The sequence below is a fragment of the Streptomyces lothianensis genome, from assembly GCF_047779955.1.
GTDB lineage: Bacteria > Actinomycetota > Actinomycetes > Streptomycetales > Streptomycetaceae > Streptomyces.
The window spans coordinates 54577-71035 of sequence record NZ_JBLMKT010000027.1; the positions used below are offsets into that span (position 1 = coordinate 54577).

General features: G+C 72.8%; 12 protein-coding genes. 4 read left to right on the forward strand and 8 right to left on the reverse strand.

The genetic code is table 11. The annotated features are described in order from the left end of the window. The first annotated feature begins 107 nt into the window (after positions 1-107). Entirely contained in the window at positions 108-2288 is a 2181-nt protein-coding gene (gene katG, locus ACLF6P_RS07360) for a catalase/peroxidase HPI (protein ID WP_415949022.1), read from the forward strand. Positions 2289-2456: 168 nt separating this feature from the next. Here the strand turns inward: katG and ACLF6P_RS07365 are convergent, their stop codons facing one another. Continuing rightward, on the reverse strand, positions 2457-3305 hold the full coding sequence (locus ACLF6P_RS07365; protein WP_415949023.1) for a S1 family peptidase: 849 nt from the start codon (positions 3303-3305) through the stop codon (positions 2457-2459). A gap of 216 nt (positions 3306-3521) precedes the next feature. On the opposite strand from ACLF6P_RS07365, the gene ACLF6P_RS07370 reads away from it, so the two are divergent. Continuing rightward, positions 3522-3680, forward strand: a complete 159-nt coding sequence (locus tag ACLF6P_RS07370) for a DUF6126 family protein (RefSeq protein WP_415949024.1) — start codon at positions 3522-3524, stop codon at positions 3678-3680. A gap of 37 nt (positions 3681-3717) precedes the next feature. On the opposite strand, the gene ACLF6P_RS07375 is transcribed toward ACLF6P_RS07370, so the two are convergent. The 3 genes from ACLF6P_RS07375 to ACLF6P_RS07385 all read right to left on the reverse strand — a co-directional run bounded on the left by ACLF6P_RS07375 (position 3718) and on the right by ACLF6P_RS07385 (position 6404). Continuing rightward, positions 3718-4086, reverse strand: coding sequence for an ArsR/SmtB family transcription factor (locus ACLF6P_RS07375; protein WP_415949025.1), 369 nt, complete (start codon positions 4084-4086; stop codon positions 3718-3720). 159 nt (positions 4087-4245) lie between these two features. Next, positions 4246-4632 carry a pyridoxamine 5'-phosphate oxidase family protein gene (locus tag ACLF6P_RS07380; RefSeq protein ID WP_415949026.1) on the reverse strand — a complete coding sequence of 129 codons (387 nt, stop codon included), beginning with the start codon at positions 4630-4632 and terminating at the stop codon, positions 4246-4248. Continuing rightward, on the reverse strand, positions 4629-6404 hold the full coding sequence (locus ACLF6P_RS07385; protein WP_415949152.1) for a SulP family inorganic anion transporter: 1776 nt from the start codon (positions 6402-6404) through the stop codon (positions 4629-4631). The genes ACLF6P_RS07380 and ACLF6P_RS07385 overlap by 4 nt, the downstream gene beginning before the upstream one ends. A 175-nt stretch (positions 6405-6579) precedes the next feature. Between ACLF6P_RS07385 and ACLF6P_RS07390 the strand changes: the two genes are divergently transcribed. Further along, on the forward strand, positions 6580-6945 hold the full coding sequence (locus ACLF6P_RS07390; RefSeq protein WP_415949027.1) for a zinc ribbon domain-containing protein YjdM: 366 nt from the start codon (positions 6580-6582) through the stop codon (positions 6943-6945). 38 nt (positions 6946-6983) lie between these two features. On the opposite strand, the gene ACLF6P_RS07395 is transcribed toward ACLF6P_RS07390, so the two are convergent. Then, positions 6984-9194 carry an ATP-binding protein gene (locus ACLF6P_RS07395; protein WP_415949028.1) on the reverse strand — a complete coding sequence of 737 codons (2211 nt, stop codon included), beginning with the start codon at positions 9192-9194 and terminating at the stop codon, positions 6984-6986. A 346-nt stretch (positions 9195-9540) separates the two neighbouring features. Between ACLF6P_RS07395 and ACLF6P_RS07400 the strand changes: the two genes are divergently transcribed. After that, positions 9541-11556, forward strand: coding sequence for a PE-PGRS family protein (locus ACLF6P_RS07400; protein ID WP_415949029.1), 2016 nt, complete (start codon positions 9541-9543; stop codon positions 11554-11556). A gap of 18 nt (positions 11557-11574) precedes the next feature. Here the strand turns inward: ACLF6P_RS07400 and ACLF6P_RS07405 are convergent, their stop codons facing one another. From ACLF6P_RS07405 to ACLF6P_RS07415, 3 genes are all read right to left on the reverse strand, one after another. Next, the gene (locus tag ACLF6P_RS07405) at positions 11575-14973 is read right to left on the reverse strand and encodes a hypothetical protein (protein ID WP_415949030.1); all 3399 of its coding nucleotides are present in this window, start codon (positions 14971-14973) and stop codon (positions 11575-11577) included. Between the two features lie 69 nt (positions 14974-15042). Then, a complete protein-coding gene (locus tag ACLF6P_RS07410) occupies positions 15043-15639 on the reverse strand; it encodes a short chain dehydrogenase (RefSeq protein WP_415949031.1) in 597 nt (198 codons plus the stop codon). A gap of 54 nt (positions 15640-15693) precedes the next feature. Next, positions 15694-16425: an alpha/beta fold hydrolase gene (locus tag ACLF6P_RS07415; RefSeq protein WP_415949032.1), complete on the reverse strand. Its 732-nt coding sequence runs from the start codon at positions 16423-16425 to the stop codon at positions 15694-15696. Positions 16426-16459 lie beyond the last annotated feature (34 nt).

The window sequence follows — 16459 nt, forward strand, 5'->3', positions numbered from 1 at the left end:
GATCGGCTACGACGTTAGCCAAGTACATGAACACCCACGCAGTGCCTGAACACCGCTCCTCAGCAGGCTCTGAGCACAGCGATTCCGCCCCGTCCGGAGGGATTTCCATGTCCGAGAACACCGAAGCCAGCACTGGCGGCTGCCCCGTACCGCACGGTGAGCGCGCACTGCACCCCACGCAGGGCGGCGGCAACCGGCAGTGGTGGCCGGAGCGGCTGAACCTGAAGATCCTCGCGAAGAACCCCGCCGTGGCGAACCCGCTCGGTGAGGACTTCGACTACGCCGAGGCCTTCAACAACCTCGACCTCGCGGCCGTCAAGCGGGACATCGCCGAGGTGCTCACCACCTCGCAGGACTGGTGGCCGGCCGACTTCGGCAACTACGGCCCGCTGATGATCCGTATGGCCTGGCACTCCGCGGGCACGTACCGCATCAGCGACGGCCGCGGTGGCGCGGGCGCGGGCCAGCAGCGCTTCGCGCCGCTGAACTCCTGGCCGGACAACGGCAACCTGGACAAGGCCCGCCGTCTGCTGTGGCCCGTCAAGAAGAAGTACGGCCAGTCGATCTCGTGGGCCGACCTCATGGTCCTCACCGGCAACGTCGCCCTGGAGACGATGGGCTTCAAGACCTTCGGCTTCGCGGGCGGCCGTGAGGACGTCTGGGAGTCCGAGGAGGACGTCTACTGGGGCCCCGAGAAGGTCTGGCTCGACGACGAGCGCTACACCGGCGACCGCGAGCTGGAGAACCCGCTCGGCGCCGTACAGATGGGCCTCATCTACGTCAACCCCGAGGGCCCCAACGGCAACCCGGACCCGGTCGCCGCGGCCCGCGACATCCGTGAGACCTTCCGCCGGATGGCGATGAACGACGAGGAGACCGTCGCCCTCATCGCCGGTGGCCACACCTTCGGCAAGACCCACGGCGCCGGCAATGCCGACCTCGTGGGCGCCGACCCGGAGGCCGCCCCGATCGAGGCCCAGGGCCTCGGCTGGGCCTCCACCAACGGCACCGGCAAGGGCAAGGACGCCATCACCTCCGGCCTGGAGGTCACCTGGACCACCACGCCCGCCCAGTGGGGCCACGACTTCTTCAAGCACCTCTTCGAGTACGAGTACGAGCTCACGCAGAGCCCGGCCGGTGCCAACCAGTGGGTCGCCAAGGACGCTCCGGAGATCATCCCGGACGCCTTCGACGAGACGAAGAAGCACAAGCCGCAGATGCTCACCACCGACCTGTCGCTGCGCTTCGACCCGGTCTACGAGCAGATCTCGCGCCGCTTCTACGAGAACCCGGAGGAATTCGCGGACGCCTTCGCCCGCGCCTGGTACAAGCTGACGCACCGCGACATGGGTCCGCTCGTGCGCTACCTCGGCCCTGAGGTCCCCTCCGAGGAGCTCATCTGGCAGGACCCGCTGCCGGCCCGTGAGGGCGAGCTGCTCGGCGCCGAGGACATCGCCGCCCTCAAGCAGCAGATCCTCGCCTCCGACCTGACGGTCTCGCAGCTGGTCGGTGCCGCCTGGGCCGCCGCCGCCTCCTTCCGCGGCAGCGACAAGCGCGGCGGCGCCAACGGCGGCCGTATCCGCCTGGAGCCGCAGCGCGGCTGGGAGGTCAACAACCCGGACGACCTCGCGCAGGTCCTGCGGGTCCTGGAGGGCATCCAGGCCTCCTTCGGCAAGCCGGTCTCCCTCGCCGACCTGGTCGTCCTCGCGGGCACCGCGGCCGTCGAGCAGGCCGCCAAGGACGGCGGCGTGGCCGTCGAGGTCCCGTTCACGCCGGGCCGTGTCGACGCCTCGCAGGAGCAGACGGACGTCGAGTCCTTCGCCGCCCTCGAGCCGCAGTACGACGGCTTCCGCAACTACGTCGGCAAGGGCAACCGCCTGCCGGCCGAGTACCTGCTGCTCGACCGCGCCAACCTGCTGAACCTGTCCGCCCCGGAGATGACCGTCCTCGTCGGCGGTCTGCGTGTCCTCGGTGCGAACACAGGCGGTTCGACGCACGGCGTCCTGACCGACAGGGTCGGCACGCTGAGCAACGACTTCTTCAGCAACCTGCTCGACATGGACGTGACCTGGAAGTCCACGTCCTCCGCGCAGGACCAGTTCGAGGGCCGCGACGCCTCCGGCGCCGTCAAGTGGACCGGCACCCGCGCCGACCTGGTCTTCGGCTCGAACTCGGAGCTTCGTGCGCTTGCCGAGGTATACGCGAGCGACGACGCGAAGGAGAAGTTCGTGCGGGACTTCGCCGCCGCCTGGGCCAAGGTCATGGACCTGGACCGGTTCGACGTCTGAGCCGCCACGCGGGGAGCCTGTTGAGGCCACCCGCCGCATGAGCGCTGTGGCCCTGCCCGGGACTCCCCGGGCAGGGCCACCGTCGTGTTCACGGCCGCGCGCGCCGCCTGCCCGGCCGGCTCAGCGGCCTCATGGAAGCGGCGCACCCGGCAGCCTCGCGGAAGCGGCTCAGTAGAGCGACACCCTGTACTTGGACAGAGCCTCCGGCACCGGCTGGTAGAAGGTCGTTCCGCCCACGCGGCAGTCGCCGCTGCCGCCCGAGGTGAGGCCGAGCGCCTTGGTGCCGTCGTACAGCGCACCGCCGGAGTCACCGGGCTCGGCGCAGACGTTGGTCTGGATCATGCCCTTCACCGTGCCGCCGCCGCTGTAGTGCACGGTCGCGTTGAGTCCGGTGACGGTGCCGCTCTTCGTGCCGGTCGTGGAACCGGTGCGCTTGACCGGCTCGCCGACATAGGCCTCGGCCGCGGTGAAGCCGCCCGGCCGGCTGAGCGAAGTGTTGTCGTAGCGCACCAGCGCGTAGTCGTTGTTGGGGAAGCTGGCACCGACGGTGGGTCCGATCCGCGTGGACTGGGAGGAGTTGGTGTACCAGGTCTTCACGACCTTGCCGCAGTGTCCGGCGGTGAGGAAGTAGTAGGTGTCGCCCTTGACCACGTTGAACCCGAGCGAGCAGCGGTAGCCACCGCCGTAGATGGCGTCGCCGGGCCCGAGCAGCCGCGTGAACGTGCCGGGCGTGCGCTCGATGCGCAGCGCTCCCGCGTCCGCGCCGGCCGCTCGCCGGATCTTCGCGAGGGCGGCCTCGGACACGGTGCTGTCGGCGGTCACGACGACCTCGCCGCTCGCCCGGTCCACATACCAGGCGGTGCCGCCGACATCGGCTTTGAGTACGGCCCGGTCGACCCGGGCCAGCTGTGTCGCGCTGTACGGCCCGGGCGCGGCGGCCTGGGCCTGCGGCAGGGTGAGCGCGGTGGCGCCGAGCAGCCCCGCGGCGATGGCGACGGTGGTGCGCTTGAGTCTCACGAAGGTTCCTCCTCGCGGTGGACACGACCATCGGGATAGATGGCGTGCTCCTGACAATGCGCAGTGCTGCAGCGAGTATGGAGAGGAACCCCGGGCCGTACAAGACCACCCGGACCGAGCCGTTCAGGCCCCGGCGCGGGCACGGTAGAGTTGCAGAGATTCGCAATTCGCCAGGTGTCGTCTCGTCGCGGGCCGGACCCGGAGCAGGGGGTTGAAGTGCTGCACAGGAAGAAGGCCGACACCGCAGAGGTGGACGAGGAGACCTGGAAGGAGCGCGGAGTCGCGCTGCGCGTGGGCTTCTACATCTTCGGCACGCACCTGTTCGCGGGCTTCATCTGGATCCTCTTCTACGTGGGCGAGCACGCGAACAAGTAACGGCGCCCTGTCGCGGATCCTCCCCACGGATCCTCCCCTACGAGCCGGTGGCCCGCCCCTCGCGTACCGGCGGCCCCGCATCCGTGGCCCGCAGATCGGCGAGCAGTTCGGCCTGCCCGGCGAGCACCCCGGACAGGATGGTTCGCGCCACCTTCAGCAGCTCGGCCACCTGCGGAGTGGTCAGCGAGTAGTACACCGCCGAGCCCTGCTTGCGCGTGCTCACCAGGTTCGCCCGGCGCAGCACGGCGAGTTGCTGGGACAGGTGCGCGGGCTCGACACCGACCTCGGGCAGCATCTCGGACACCGCGTGCTCCCGCTCGCTGAGCAGTTCGAGCACCCGGATACGAACCGGGTGGCCCAGCGTCTTGAAGAACTCCGCCTTCAGCTGGTACAGCGGCGCACTCACGGGGCCGGCCTCCTCGCGTACTCGATGCCCTCACGGCGGCCGCTCGCCCGCGTCCGCCGCCCAAGCATCCCATCCGCGCCGCCCGGGCCGACAGGAGGCCGCCCCCGGCGCCGACGGCACCATCGCGTCACCCCGCCGGCCCCAGGAGCCGGAAGCCGGTCACGGTCTGCTCGGGCGGATGCGCAGCAGGGTGTCGTGCGGGCCGTGCGCCCAGCCGCTCAGGGTGCGGCGGTGGTGTGCGGCCTCGTCGTCGCCGTCGTGGATCACCCGGGGCGGGCCGGTGACGGTCAGGCTCCAGCCGGTGCCGGCCGCCGTGCGGATCTCGTCCGCGTGGTAGGTGACGGACGCGGCCCCGTCGAGTGCGGCAGCCGGTACAGGCGTGCGGACGACCAGGCGCCCGTACTCCAGGACATGCGCGGCGGGCCGTACGACCGGGACGCCGTGCCGCACGTACACGAGCCGACCCTGACGACAGCCCTCCAGGAGCCACAGCGCTTCGGCGCCGGAGACCTCGACCAGGCGGCGGGGAGCGGTGGGTGCGGTCATCGGGCGGCTTCCTCGCTGTGTGGCCGGGCGGTGGACGGGCCGGAGGCGGTCGGCCGGGTGGTGCAGGGCTCGTCGAAGGTGGCGGTGGACGGTTCGCGGGTGGCCGGAGGGACACTGGACGGGCCCGGGGTGGCCGGACGGACACTGCACGGGCCCGGGGTGGCCGGCAGCACTCCGGCTCCTACCAGGTGGGCGCGGGCGCCGGCGATGGCCTGCGGGGTGGTGGCGTACTCGCGGCCTTCGAGCCGCAGCAGCTCGAGTGTGCCGGTCGAGTCGAGGACCTGGCGCTGGCCGCGGCGGATGCCGGAGGTCAGCACGACGATGCCGCGCCGGTTCAGCTTCTCGACAGCGTCCTTGAGGACCAGGGCCCCGGTGGCGTCCATGGTGGTCACCCGGGACATCCGCAGGATGACCACACGGACGTCGGCGACCTCGGAGAGTTCGAGCAGGAAACGGTGCGCTCCGGCGAAGAAGACCGGGCCGTCGATCCGGTACGCGACGATGTGCTCGGCCAGCAGCGCCCGCTCCTCCTCGCTGTGCCCGCCGGGCAGGTCGGGGGTGACGTCGACCTGGTCCATCCGGGCCTGCTTGGCGACGGCGCGCAGGGCGAGGGCGCCCGCCACGAGCAGGCCGATGATCACTGCGTAGACGAGGTCGAGGACGAGGGTTGCGGCGGCGGTCAGTACGAGGATCACCGCGTCGGATCGGGTGGCCCTGACCATCGCGCGCAGCGCGCCGACCTCGACCATCCGGACCGCGGTGGCGAGCAGCACACCGGCGAGCGCGGCGAGCGGGATCTTCGAGACGAGGGGCGCGGCGGCGAAGACGATCGCCGCGAGGACGGCGGCGTGGGTGAGCGAGGCGAGCCGCGATCCGGCGCCGCTGCGCACGTTGACGGCGGTACGGGCGATGGCGGCGGTCGCCGGTACGCCGCCGAACAGCGGCGCGGCCAGGTTGGCGATGCCCTGCCCGAACAGTTCGCGGTCCGGATCGTGTTTCTGGCCCACCGTCATCCCGTCGGCCACGGTCGCCGAGAGCAGCGATTCGAGGGCGGCGAGCGCCGCGACCGCCACGGCCGGGGCGAGCAGGGAGCCGAGCGCGGAGGGGTCGAGGAACCCGAGCGAGGGTGCGGGCAGGCCCGCGGGCAGCTCGCCGATGGGCGCGGCGTCGAGGTGGAACAGCTGGGTGGCGAGGGTCGCCGCGATCACCGCGACGATGGAGAACGGGACCGTGGGCTTCCAGCGGGCCCCTGCCAGCATCAGGGCGGCCACCGCGACGGCCAGGGCGAGGGCCGTCCAGTGCGGCGCCCGCGCGAACTCCACGAAGGCCCGCCAGGTCACCTGGAGCACCCGCTCGCCCTCGGGCTTGGGCACGCCCAGTGCGTTGGGGATCTGCTGCAGCGCGATCACACAGGCGATCCCGAGCGTGAAGCCCTCGACGACGGGGGCGGGCACGTACCGCATGTACTGGCCGGCCCTGAGCAGCGCGAGCGCGATCAGCATGGCGCCCGCCAGCAGCCCGACGGTCAGCACACCCCCGGGCCCGTACTGGGCGACGATCGGCACGAGCACCACCGTCATGGCGCCGGTCGGCCCGGACACCTGCAGGTTCGAGCCGCCGAACAGGGCGGCGAGCGCCCCGGCGACGACGGCGGTGGCGAGGCCGGCCTCCGCGCCGAGCCCGGAGGAGACCCCGAAGCCGAGTGCGAGCGGCAGGGCGACGATGGCGACCGTCAGACCGGCGAGCAGATCCCGGCGGGGGTCGCGGGTCATGGCCCGGTAGTCGGCGGCCACGGGCAGCAGGGAGCGCACAACGGACCCGACCGACCTCACGCACTCCTCCTCGACACGAAGCCGCGCCCGCCGACAGGTGACGGACGCAGCGCACTCCAGCATGTATGGAATTGCATAATTTCGCAATTGACTCCTGCTGAAATACCCTGGACGCATGTCCGAGAACCTGCCGCCGTGCCCCGAGTGCTCCAGCGCCTACACCTACGAGATGGGCGCCCTGCTCGTCTGTCCCGAGTGCGCCCACGAGTGGACGCCCGGCGCCTCCGCCTCCGCCCCCGCCTCCGAGGACGCGGGCGAGCCGAAGGCGATCCGGGACGCGGTCGGCAACATCCTGGCCGACGGCGACACGGTCACCGTGGTCAGGAGCCTGAAGGTCAAGGGCAGCCCGAGCGGCATCAAGGCGGGCACGAAGGTCCGCAACATCCGCCTCGTCGACGGTGTCGACGGGCATGACATCGACTGCAGGATCGACGGGTTCGGCAGCATGCAGCTCAAGTCGAGCGTCGTCAAGAAGGCCTGACCGACCTCTCGGTCGGACCCGCCTGCCCTGGGCCCTGCCTAGCGGGCAACCGATTCGCCCGAGCCCGCGGCTCCTGCGGGAAGGGCACGTTCCGGCCCTCGGCGGCGGGGACCGGCCGGCCGGTGCGGGGCAGGCCCGGTGCCCGGGAACGGGGCCGGCGGGACCGCGGGCGGGTCCCCGTTCTCGATCCCGGTGAGGAACTCCCGTACCGCCGCGAGGCCCTGCGGCGCGGGCTCATCCGCGGCGTGGTCGGCCAGGATGCGCCGGGCCCGGGACCAGGCGCGCGTGCTGCGGCCCCGGCCGTGGTCGATACGGGCCAGCGCGAAGCGGGACAGGAAGCAGGCCAGGTCATCGCCCTGCACCCGGGACTCGACCTGCGCGAGACGCGCGGAGCGCAGGGCGGCGCGCGGATCGGTGTCCGCCTGGAGCAGGCCGAGGGCCGCGAGCGCCACCGGCCGTGACAGGCCCGAAGGGGCGTGCACCGGCAGGGTGCGGGCGGCGTCGTCGAGCAGTTCGACGGCGGCATCGGTCCGGCCCTGGTCCCATGCGACGAGCCCCTGCACGAAGGCGACACTGCCCGCGGTCGCGTCGTCCCCGGCCAGGAGCGAACCGGGCCACGCCTCCTGGAGCAGCCGCGCGGCCGTCAACGGAGCGGTACCCGCCAGGAGCAGGGCCCCCAGCCAGCCCTCACGGGTCGACAGCGGTGCCTCGGGCGAGCAGGCCGCGCGCAGCCGCAGCAGATGGCGGCGGCCCTCGTCCGCGTGCTCGTAGGCGGCCCACCAGAACCAGAGGTCGGTCACGATGCCCAGCGCGGTGTACGCCTGCTGCGGATCGCGCGCGGCACGGCCGAGGACGCCGAGGAGGTTGTGGTGCTCCTCCCTGAGCAGCTGCACGGCCTGTCGCTGACCTCCGTGGTTCCACAGGTGCTCGGCGACATGGGCGATCTGGCGGCCGTGCGCGAGACAGCGCTCGGCCGCGATCTCGGCCTCACCGGCCCGCGCGAGCCGCTCCTGCCCGAACTCCCGGCCGGCCGACGTCATCCGGTAACGCAGCGGCCGCACTCCCCCGGGGTCGCCGATGGGGGTCAGCACTCCCTGGGCGCACAGGCGGGCGAGATGACGCGGGATGTCCTGGGCGAAGATGCCTCCGCCGGTGCACAGGAAGGCGGTCGAGGACTCGGTGAAGGCATCGGCGAAGGTGCTGGCCCGGCTCCAGACCACGCGCTCGCCCGGTTCGCACTGGCGGTAGACGGCGAGGAGGCTGTGGTGCAGCGAGCTCTGCCGGGGCAGAGCCGCACGCGGGTTGGTCAGCCAGCACTGCCCCGACTTCAACCGCTCGGCGAGATCCGGCAGTTCGATGCGCGTCAGCTGGTACGCGGCCTGCTCGATGGCCAGCGGCAGGCCTTCGAGCCGGCGGCACACGTCCCGTACGAGATCAAGCTCGTCGGCGGCGACGGGGCGGCGGGGGCGGGCGCTGCGGGCCCGCTCCAGGAAGAGGCGCACGGCGGGAACTTCGCCCTCGTCCCCCGCGGCTGCTCCCTGCGCCTGCGCCGGACCTGCGTCCGCACCCTGCGTCTGCGCCGGACCCTTCTCCGTTCCGTGCGTCTGCGCCGGGTGTCCGTCCGTACGGTGCGTACCGTACGTCCGCGCCGCGCGCATGCCTTCTTCGTACGGCCCCGTCCCGTAGCCGAGGGGCCCGAGCCGGAGGGTGCGCTCGTATCCCAGGCCGAGCGGGCGCCGCGAGGTCACCAGGATGCGCAGCCCGGGCAGCCTGTTGAGGAGCTGCTGCGTCAGCGCGACGCACGCGGCGTGCACGGGATCGACGTCGTCGAGCAGCAGCACGACCTCGCGCCGCTGCCGCAGCCGCCCGGCCAGCCCCTGCACCGCGGCCTCGACCTGCACCGCGCCGCCCCTGCCCGCCCCATCACCTCTCCCCACCCCATCGCCCCTGCCCGTCCCGCCGCCCTGCGCCAGTTCCACCAGCGCGGCGAGGACCTCGGCCGCCGGTCCGGCCGGCTCGTGGACATCCCGCGCCGCCGGCCCCTTCCCGGGCCAGCGCACCCACACCACGGTACGGCCGCGGCCGCCCGCGCAGAGTTCAGCCTTCGCCAGCGCGCTCTTGCCGACCCCGGCCGCGCCGACCACGCTGACCAGTGGTACGTCCTCGTCCAACAGCCCCCGCAGACGCGCGCGTTCCTCGGCCCGGCCGATCAGCCCGCCGTCACCGCGTCCCAAACGTGGGGTGGGCACCAAACCCCTGATACCGCCGGCCACCGCTGTCCTCTCCTGGATCCGTCTGTCGTCCTCCGGCGATCACAAAGTCCCCGGTAGGAACGTTTCTGCACCCACCGCGCCCGATCGCGCGCAGGGCGCACAACGGTTCTTCCAACGGAGCACACCGCTCCAGGTATCGGCATCGGGGCACGTTGCACTCGGGAGCGCGATGCGTGCGAACACGTTTGCTGATGACCGCCCCGCCCGGCACCCCGCCGACTCCCGCCCGACGCCCGCCCGACCAACAGGCCGACCGCCCGACCGCCCGACCGCCTGCGATCATTGCGGCGCCCACCCCGAACGACGTACGGGAGACAGCAACGTGAGCACACCCCTGGAGCGGGCCGAAGCGCTCCTCGCCGAGGCCGGCCTCAAGGACGCGGGTGGCTGGAGCGCGGCCGAGCACGCCCTCCCCACCTGGGCGGCACTGCGCCCCATCGCTTCTGCGACTGCGGAACCGGCGGCCACCGTACGTCTGGACGACGCCGATCCGTGCGCGGCGACCGACGAGGAGTGGTTCCGGCTGGCCACCGCGCACGGGCTGTTCGCCGAGGACGGGGGCTTCCTGGTCTCCCTGGGGGACGGCCACTGGTTCCGGGTCCGGCTCGGTGAGCGGTGGCGGCTCGCGGAGGTGCTGCCGAGCGAGCCGGGCAGCCCGGAGTTCATGACGCTCTCGTGCGACGGCAGGACGCTCATCGGGGTGACCACGCAGGAGTACGAGGTCTGGCTGGTCGTCGTCGACGACGTGCCCGCCTACCAGGAGCAGCGGGCCGTGCGGCTGGCGCGGGAGGAGAGCGAGGAGGAGCGGGAGGCGGCCTGGGAGGGGCTGTTCGGCCGGTTGCGTATCGGGCCGCGCACGCGGGAGCAGTGGGCGCTCGGACTCCTGTACAGCCCGTCCGTGCCCGAAGACCTGCGGCTCGACCTCGCGGTACGCACCGGCCGCTACTTCGGCCAGTCGCTGCCCGCCGACCTGATCGACCGGCTCGTCGCGCACCCGGACTGGAAGGTACGCGGCGCCCTGGTCGACACCGGCAGCGATCAGCTCTCACCCGAGCAGTGGAGCCGCGTCGCCCTCGCCGAGGACGACGACCGCCGCCGGTTCTCCATAGTCGTGTGCGCTGTCGACTACCGCGCGAGCCTCACCCCCGCCGCGTACGAGCGCCTCGCGGCCGATCCCGTGCCGCGCATCCGCGCCGAGGTGGCGCGCCTCAAGGACCTGCCTGCCGCCCTGGCGCGCGAACTGCTCGCCGACCCCGCCGCCGAGGTCCGCCGGTCCGCCTGCCGGGCCATGTGGCCGCGCCTTGACGCCGAGGAGCGCCGTACGCTCCTGGCCGACCCCGCCCCGGACGTACGCGTTGAAGCCCGCGGCCTGCACCACCGCGCACACCCGGTGACCCGCGCCGACTTCGAGAGCGGCGAACTGGGTCACGCTCCCGCGCTCATCCCGGACGCGCTCCTGGACCCCGACCTGACCCGCCACCTCGCGGCGCACCCGGATCCGGCACTGCGCGATGCGCTCGCCGAGAACCCCCGCCTCCCACCGGACCTGATCGCCGCACTGGCCGAGGACCCCGACCCCGGCGTGCGGTGGACCGTCAGCCTGCGATCCGACCTCACGGAGACCCAACGAGGCGCCATCGACTACGACTTCGATCCTTCGGTCACCCACCGGACCCTCCCCTGGGTACACGCCCTTCACGACGACCCCGAGGCCATGCGCCGCCTGGCCGCCTCTCCGCACCCCCTGGTCCGCCGCTCGGTCGCCCGCGCCGAACACCTTCCGCCGGACGTGGTCGACCGTCTCGCCCGCGACGAGGACCGCGTCGTCCACCTCTTCCTCGCCGAATCCTGTGCGGACGCCCCGGCCTGGATGCTGCTCCAGGTCTGGCTGTGGTGGAACGGCAGCCTTTCCTTCCCCGGCCGCCCCCGCACCCACCCCAACTTCCCCCGCACGGACCTTCTCAAGTACGCCGGGGACCCCAACCCGCGGCTGCGCCAACTCGCCCTGGACGACCCGGACTCCACCCCGGACCTGGTCGAGGCCTTCACCCGTGATCCGCACCGCGAGGTCCGGCTGCGCGCCGCCACGGACGCCCGCCTCGGCCGCCTGGGGGCGGTCCGGCTCCTCGACGACCCGGACAGCTCCGTGCGCCGGGCAGCCGCCCGCGCCCCTCGGCTCCCGGCCCGCGTCCTGACCACGCTCCTGCGCGACCCCCGCACCGCCGAGGCGGCCGCCGGCAACCCGGCGCTCCCGCCCGGCGTCATCCGGAGGATGGCCGAGTGGGACCACGACCACGAGCACGACCACGAGCGGGAGCGGGAGCGGGAGCGGGAATAGCAGGGGCAGTCCTTCGGGTCACTCGCGTTCCGTCGTCGCCGTGAACGCCGCGTGGCGTACGTCCGGGTCGCGGTGCCGCCTCAGTTCCCTCAGCAGTCCGCGCCATTCCTCCGGCCACCGCAGCCGCACGCCCATGTTCGCCACCAGGCCGACCGCGAGCAGACCGGTGGTGGCCACACCGTCCGCAGCGAGGTGTCGGGCCGCGGCGAGGGGGCCCGGCTGGGATCCGAGCACGGTGTCGTACGAGGCGGGATGGCTGAGGCTCCTGCCCAGTTCCGCGGCGAGGACCGGGCGGCCGACCACCGCCTGAGCGAGCGCCCCGAGCCGGGTCATGAGTTCCGGCGGATCTGCCCGGAGGTCCACCAGTCGGCCGAGGATCCGGGCCCGGGCTTCCGTGAGCGTGGCTTCCTCGGCCAATTGCGCGGCCAGTGACTCCAGCACCGGCCGCGCGAGCCCGGCGGGCTCGTCCGGCAGTCCGCCCACCAGGGAGAGCAGTCGCTGCCGGGCCGGGAGGTCGCGGTCGTCGAGCGCCTCGTACTCGCCACGCCGTACGGCCTGCAGCAGTTCGGCCACCGTCGTGTGCAGGACACTGCCCTCGGCGGCGCCGCCGGCCGGGTGGGGCAGTTCGGAGACGGCCACCTGCTGCAGGGACCGGGCCGCGGCCGACCACAGGCGGCTGCGGTCCTCCAGGTCGGTGAGGGCCGAAGAGAGGCGGGCCGCCACGTCGGGCGCCTCATCGGCCCACTGCGGCAGGGCGAGCAGTGCCGTCCACGCGACGTCGTGCTCACCGCTGCGGCACAACTCGCCGATCAGCCGCGCGTAGCGGGGGCGGTGCACGGCCGGAAGCTGCCGGGGGCTCGGCCCGGTGACGGCCTGCTGGATCCGCGAGTCGCCGCGTACGGCCTCGTCGAGGAGGTCCCAGGCCTCCGGTACGTCGAGCAGCGGCGCCAGTTCGCAGACCACCGCGGCCCGCACGTCGGGATGCTGCTCCGGTGCCCGGTACGTGGCCGTCAGGAGCTCCGCGGCCCCTCGTACGGGCAGGAGGCGGGCCGCGAGACGTACGGCTTCCTTGCGGCTCGTGACCTTCACCGCCCGCTTGGCGGACAGCAGTTCGCCCAGCTGGGCGCTCAGGACGGAGGGTGCGACGAAGCGGGCGGTGCGGCTCGCCGCGTACACGGCGACACGGGCGCGCTCTCCGCCCGCGTGGGACAGGAGCAGCGGCAGCGATTCCCCGGGCCGGTCCGTCCACGGCAGTGCGCCCAGGGCCGCCTCGGCGAGGACGGTATCCGCCGATGCGGCGTACCCGGCCACGAGACGGGGGCCGTGGAGAGGTATGTGGGCGGCTCCGCCCAGGACTTCGGCACGTTCGTACAGCGGCCTCGATTCGTCCGCGACCACGGCGGCGGCCAGCCGGAGCGCCGCCTCCTGCTGGCGGGGCAGCCAACGTCCGGCCTGGGTCAGGTCCGGCACGGGCCGCCTGCTGCCCGCGGTGAGGAAACGCCCGTACGGCGGTTCCTCGCCGAGCAGTACATCGAGCAGGTCGGTACGGCGCCGGGCCAGAATCTGCTGCACGGGAGCGAGCACGGCGGCGGAGGGGTCCCGCTCCAGGAGGCTCGCCACCCGGTCGTCGGGCGATGCCGAAACGCCGAGCCAGAGCCGGGTGGCCGTGGTGAAGTCGCTGTCCGAGCCGTGCTTCAGGGCTTGTTCCAGCATGTCCTGGAGCACGGGCATGGTGCGGGCGCGGGTGCCCAGGGAGCCGGCGAAGGCGAAGAGCAGGCCGAAGTCGGCCCGTTGCGCCTCCGCTTCGAGGCGGGGCCGCAGCGCCTCGAAGAGGTCGTGTTCCTGGCCCCGGCGCAGGGTGCGGTGCAGCGGCCCGAAGATCATGGTTCCGGCATGGGCGACGATGCGCTCCAGCGCACGCAACGACCAGGCGAGCAGCCCGGACCCGGGCCGGGCACCGGGGGCGTCATCGCCCGCGTGCTCCACGAGGAGCCCGACCGCGAGACGCCGCAGCGTGTCCCGCGTCCTCGTCGAACTGTCCCTCGCCTCGAGCGCGTCGAGAAGAATCCGGTCGAGGTGTACGACGTCCTCGGCGGCGAACAGCCGCGGGTGCAGCCCCGCGAGCGCGCCGAGCGCACTGGCCCGCACGGGATCCTGCTCGTTGCGCAGCCGCAGCATCAGCCCCAACAGCTCGGTCATCGCCGCCCGATCGCCGCCGCGTCCGAGGCAGGCGACCAGCCACGGCCAGACCATCGCGCGCTCCTGTGCGTCCGGGCGCCGCAAGGCGGCGAGCAGGTCCGGCACGGCCTCGGCCGGCGGGGCATAGGACAGGGTCTGAAGGACATCGCCCCAGTACCACTCCTCGGCACGGCCCTTGGGCGCCCAGTATCGCGCCTCGGCCCACTGCCGTTCGCGCGGCAGCACGTCGAGGACGGCGTCCGGCAACGGCTCGTCCCTGGACGTCGGCTCGTCCGTGCAGCCGTCGAGGAAGGCACTGCGTCGGCTCGGCGGCATGGCCCTGAGCAGTGCCGCCAAGTGGCCGGGCCGCTTCAGCCAGTGTCGGCCGAGCAGCGGCAGGGACGGCGGATCGGCCTGTACGAGCCGGCGCAGGACCCCGGGCGACCACACGCGCTCGTGGTGCGCCATCTCGCGCTCGGGGGCGAGGAACCAGCGTACGGTCCGTTCCGCATCGGCCTTGACGAGCCTGCCGAGCCGGTCCCTGAGCTGGTGCGGAAGCCGAGCCGGGCCGTACAGCTCCAGCAGCGTGAGGACCCGCTCGGGGCGCGCCTGGGCAACGGCCGCGACCGCACCGGCGTGCAGCTCCCACCACGCCGCGCGCAGCTGCCTCTGCCTTTGGGCGGCGAGCTCGGATTCGGCATGGTCGAGCAGCAGGTCCGGGTGGTGCCGGGCCAGACTCGCCCAGGAGGTGACGGCATGCGCGAGCCGGGGCAGCCATGCGGCCACGAACCCGGCCGAACATGCCGCGAGCAGCCGCGCGGCCTCCGTGTCACCCCACTGCTCGTGCAACCGTACGAGGAGCCGCTCGGCCAGCTCCGTACGGCGCTTCCCCGCCACGATCCTGCCCAGGTCGCGGCGGAGCGCCTCGGAGGCGTCGGCGTAGGCCGCCTCGATCGCGGCATCCGGAAGAAAGGTACGGGCGGCCGCCAGCGCATACCCCCGCACCACCCGGTCAGGATCCGAGAGCCGCGCCGCCAGGAAGCCGGCCTGCCGCCCGGACAGCGCGGCCAGCGCGGCCAGCCGGCGCTCGTAGGGACCCCGCGCGTCGAGCTCGGCCAGAAGATCCGGCAACTCACCGCTTTCGGCCAAGGACCGCGCGGTCAGTGCCAGTTGTCTCGGGCGCTGGGTGTGCGGCAGGGGTTCGAGGTCGGCAAGCAGTTCATCGGCGGTGCTCGGCATGCCGCGATTCTGCCGGTCCCCCTGCCGGACGGGCCACGCGTTTTCCCGCGGGACGCCACGTCCAGCAGGTCAGAGCTCGTAGACGCGTCCGGTCTGGGCGCCTTCGACGGATCGGACGTACGCCTCGGCGACATCGGCGAGGTCGACCGAGCCCTGGCCGGGGAAGTAGGCACCGTAATCGGGCAGGGACTCGGTGAACACATTGGGGCTCACGGCGTTGACGCGTTGCGGCGCGATCTCGACGGCCGCGGTGCGGACGAAGGCTTCCACCGCTCCGTTGGCGAGCGCTGCGGCGGCACCGGTGCGGACGGGTTCACGTGCGGGGATGCCGGTGATGAGGGTGAAGGAGCCGCGCTCGGCGACGTACGGCAGCCCCTGGCGGACCAGTTCGATCTGCGAGAGCACCTTGCCGGCGAAGGCGGAGTGCCAGTCGGCGGGCCTCATCTCGGCCAGCGCCTTGTACGGAACGGAACCTGCGGCGCTGACCACGGCGTCCACCGGCCCCGCGGCCTCGTACAGGGCCGCGATCTGCTCGGGGTCAGTCAGGTCATGGCGCAGGTCACCGGAGCTGCGGCCCACGGTGAGGACCTGGTGGCCGCGCTCGCGCAGTGAGGCATCGAGAGCACGTCCGAGAGTGCCGGCCGCGCCGGTCAGAAGGATCTTCATACCCTCCACGGTCCCACGCCGCCCCTCAGAAACCCGGCTCCGCCCGCCCGTTGCTCAGTTCGTCGTGGCAAGTTCGACGAGGTGCCGGGCCGTGGCGGCGGGCTCGACGGTCTGATGGAGGTGCGCGCCGGGCAGGTGCGCCACTCGCCAGCCGCGTGCGCGCGCCTCGTCGGCGAGGCCGTCGTACGGAGGACCGAACAGCAGGTAGGAACAGGGATGGTCGTCCCAGCCCTCGGGGACCGGGATGTGCTGCTCGTAGTAGGACAAGGGCAGGGTCGGCTGCTCATCGATGACCGTCTGCCGGATGGCCGGATCGGCGAACATGGGGGCGATATCCGCCTCGTCCCACCAGTCGGTCCAGCGCGGCAGCCTGCCGTTCACGGCCATCGGGCGGAGGAATTCAAGGAGCTCGGGCGGGGCGACCGGGGTGGGTCCGGATCGGGCCGGCAGTGCGGCATCGACGAAGACCGAGCCGATCACCGGATGGTCGAGGCCCGAGCAGATCAGTGGGAGAAACAGCCCGGCGTTGCTGTGTGCCACCAACGTGAGCGGGGTATCGGCCGGGACCTGCCGCAGTTCGTCGCGGACGGCGTCGACGACGTGAGGCCAGAACGGCGGAGCACCGGCGCCCACGTTCACGAGGGACGGCACCCGCACCTGGTGTCCCGCCGCCGTCAGGTGCTCGACGACGGGGTGCCAGGTCGAGGGACCCACGGACGGACTGTGTACGAGAACGAAGACCTGCTGCATGGGCTGCATGGGCTGCATGGGCTGCATGGGCTGCATACGACGATGCTGTCGCCCGTGCCGTCGAAGCCGC

What these genes read in the sequence shown, in the direction of transcription:
- katG (WP_415949022.1), top strand. Translation starts at nt 108, where the DNA reads ATGTCCGAGAACACCGAAGCCAGCACTGGCGGCTGCCCCGTACCGCAC.
- ACLF6P_RS07380 (WP_415949026.1), bottom strand. Translation starts at nt 4,632, where the DNA reads ATGACCGCACCCACCGCTCCCCGCCGCCTGGTCGAGGTCTCCGGCGCC.
- ACLF6P_RS07385 (WP_415949152.1), bottom strand. Translation starts at nt 6,404, where the DNA reads ATGACCCGCGACCCCCGCCGGGATCTGCTCGCCGGTCTGACGGTCGCC.
- ACLF6P_RS07390 (WP_415949027.1), top strand. Translation starts at nt 6,580, where the DNA reads ATGTCCGAGAACCTGCCGCCGTGCCCCGAGTGCTCCAGCGCCTACACC.
- ACLF6P_RS07405 (WP_415949030.1), bottom strand. Translation starts at nt 14,973, where the DNA reads ATGCCGAGCACCGCCGATGAACTGCTTGCCGACCTCGAACCCCTGCCG.
- ACLF6P_RS07410 (WP_415949031.1), bottom strand. Translation starts at nt 15,639, where the DNA reads ATGAAGATCCTTCTGACCGGCGCGGCCGGCACTCTCGGACGTGCTCTC.
- ACLF6P_RS07415 (WP_415949032.1), bottom strand. Translation starts at nt 16,425, where the DNA reads ATGCAGCCCATGCAGCCCATGCAGCCCATGCAGCCCATGCAGCAGGTC.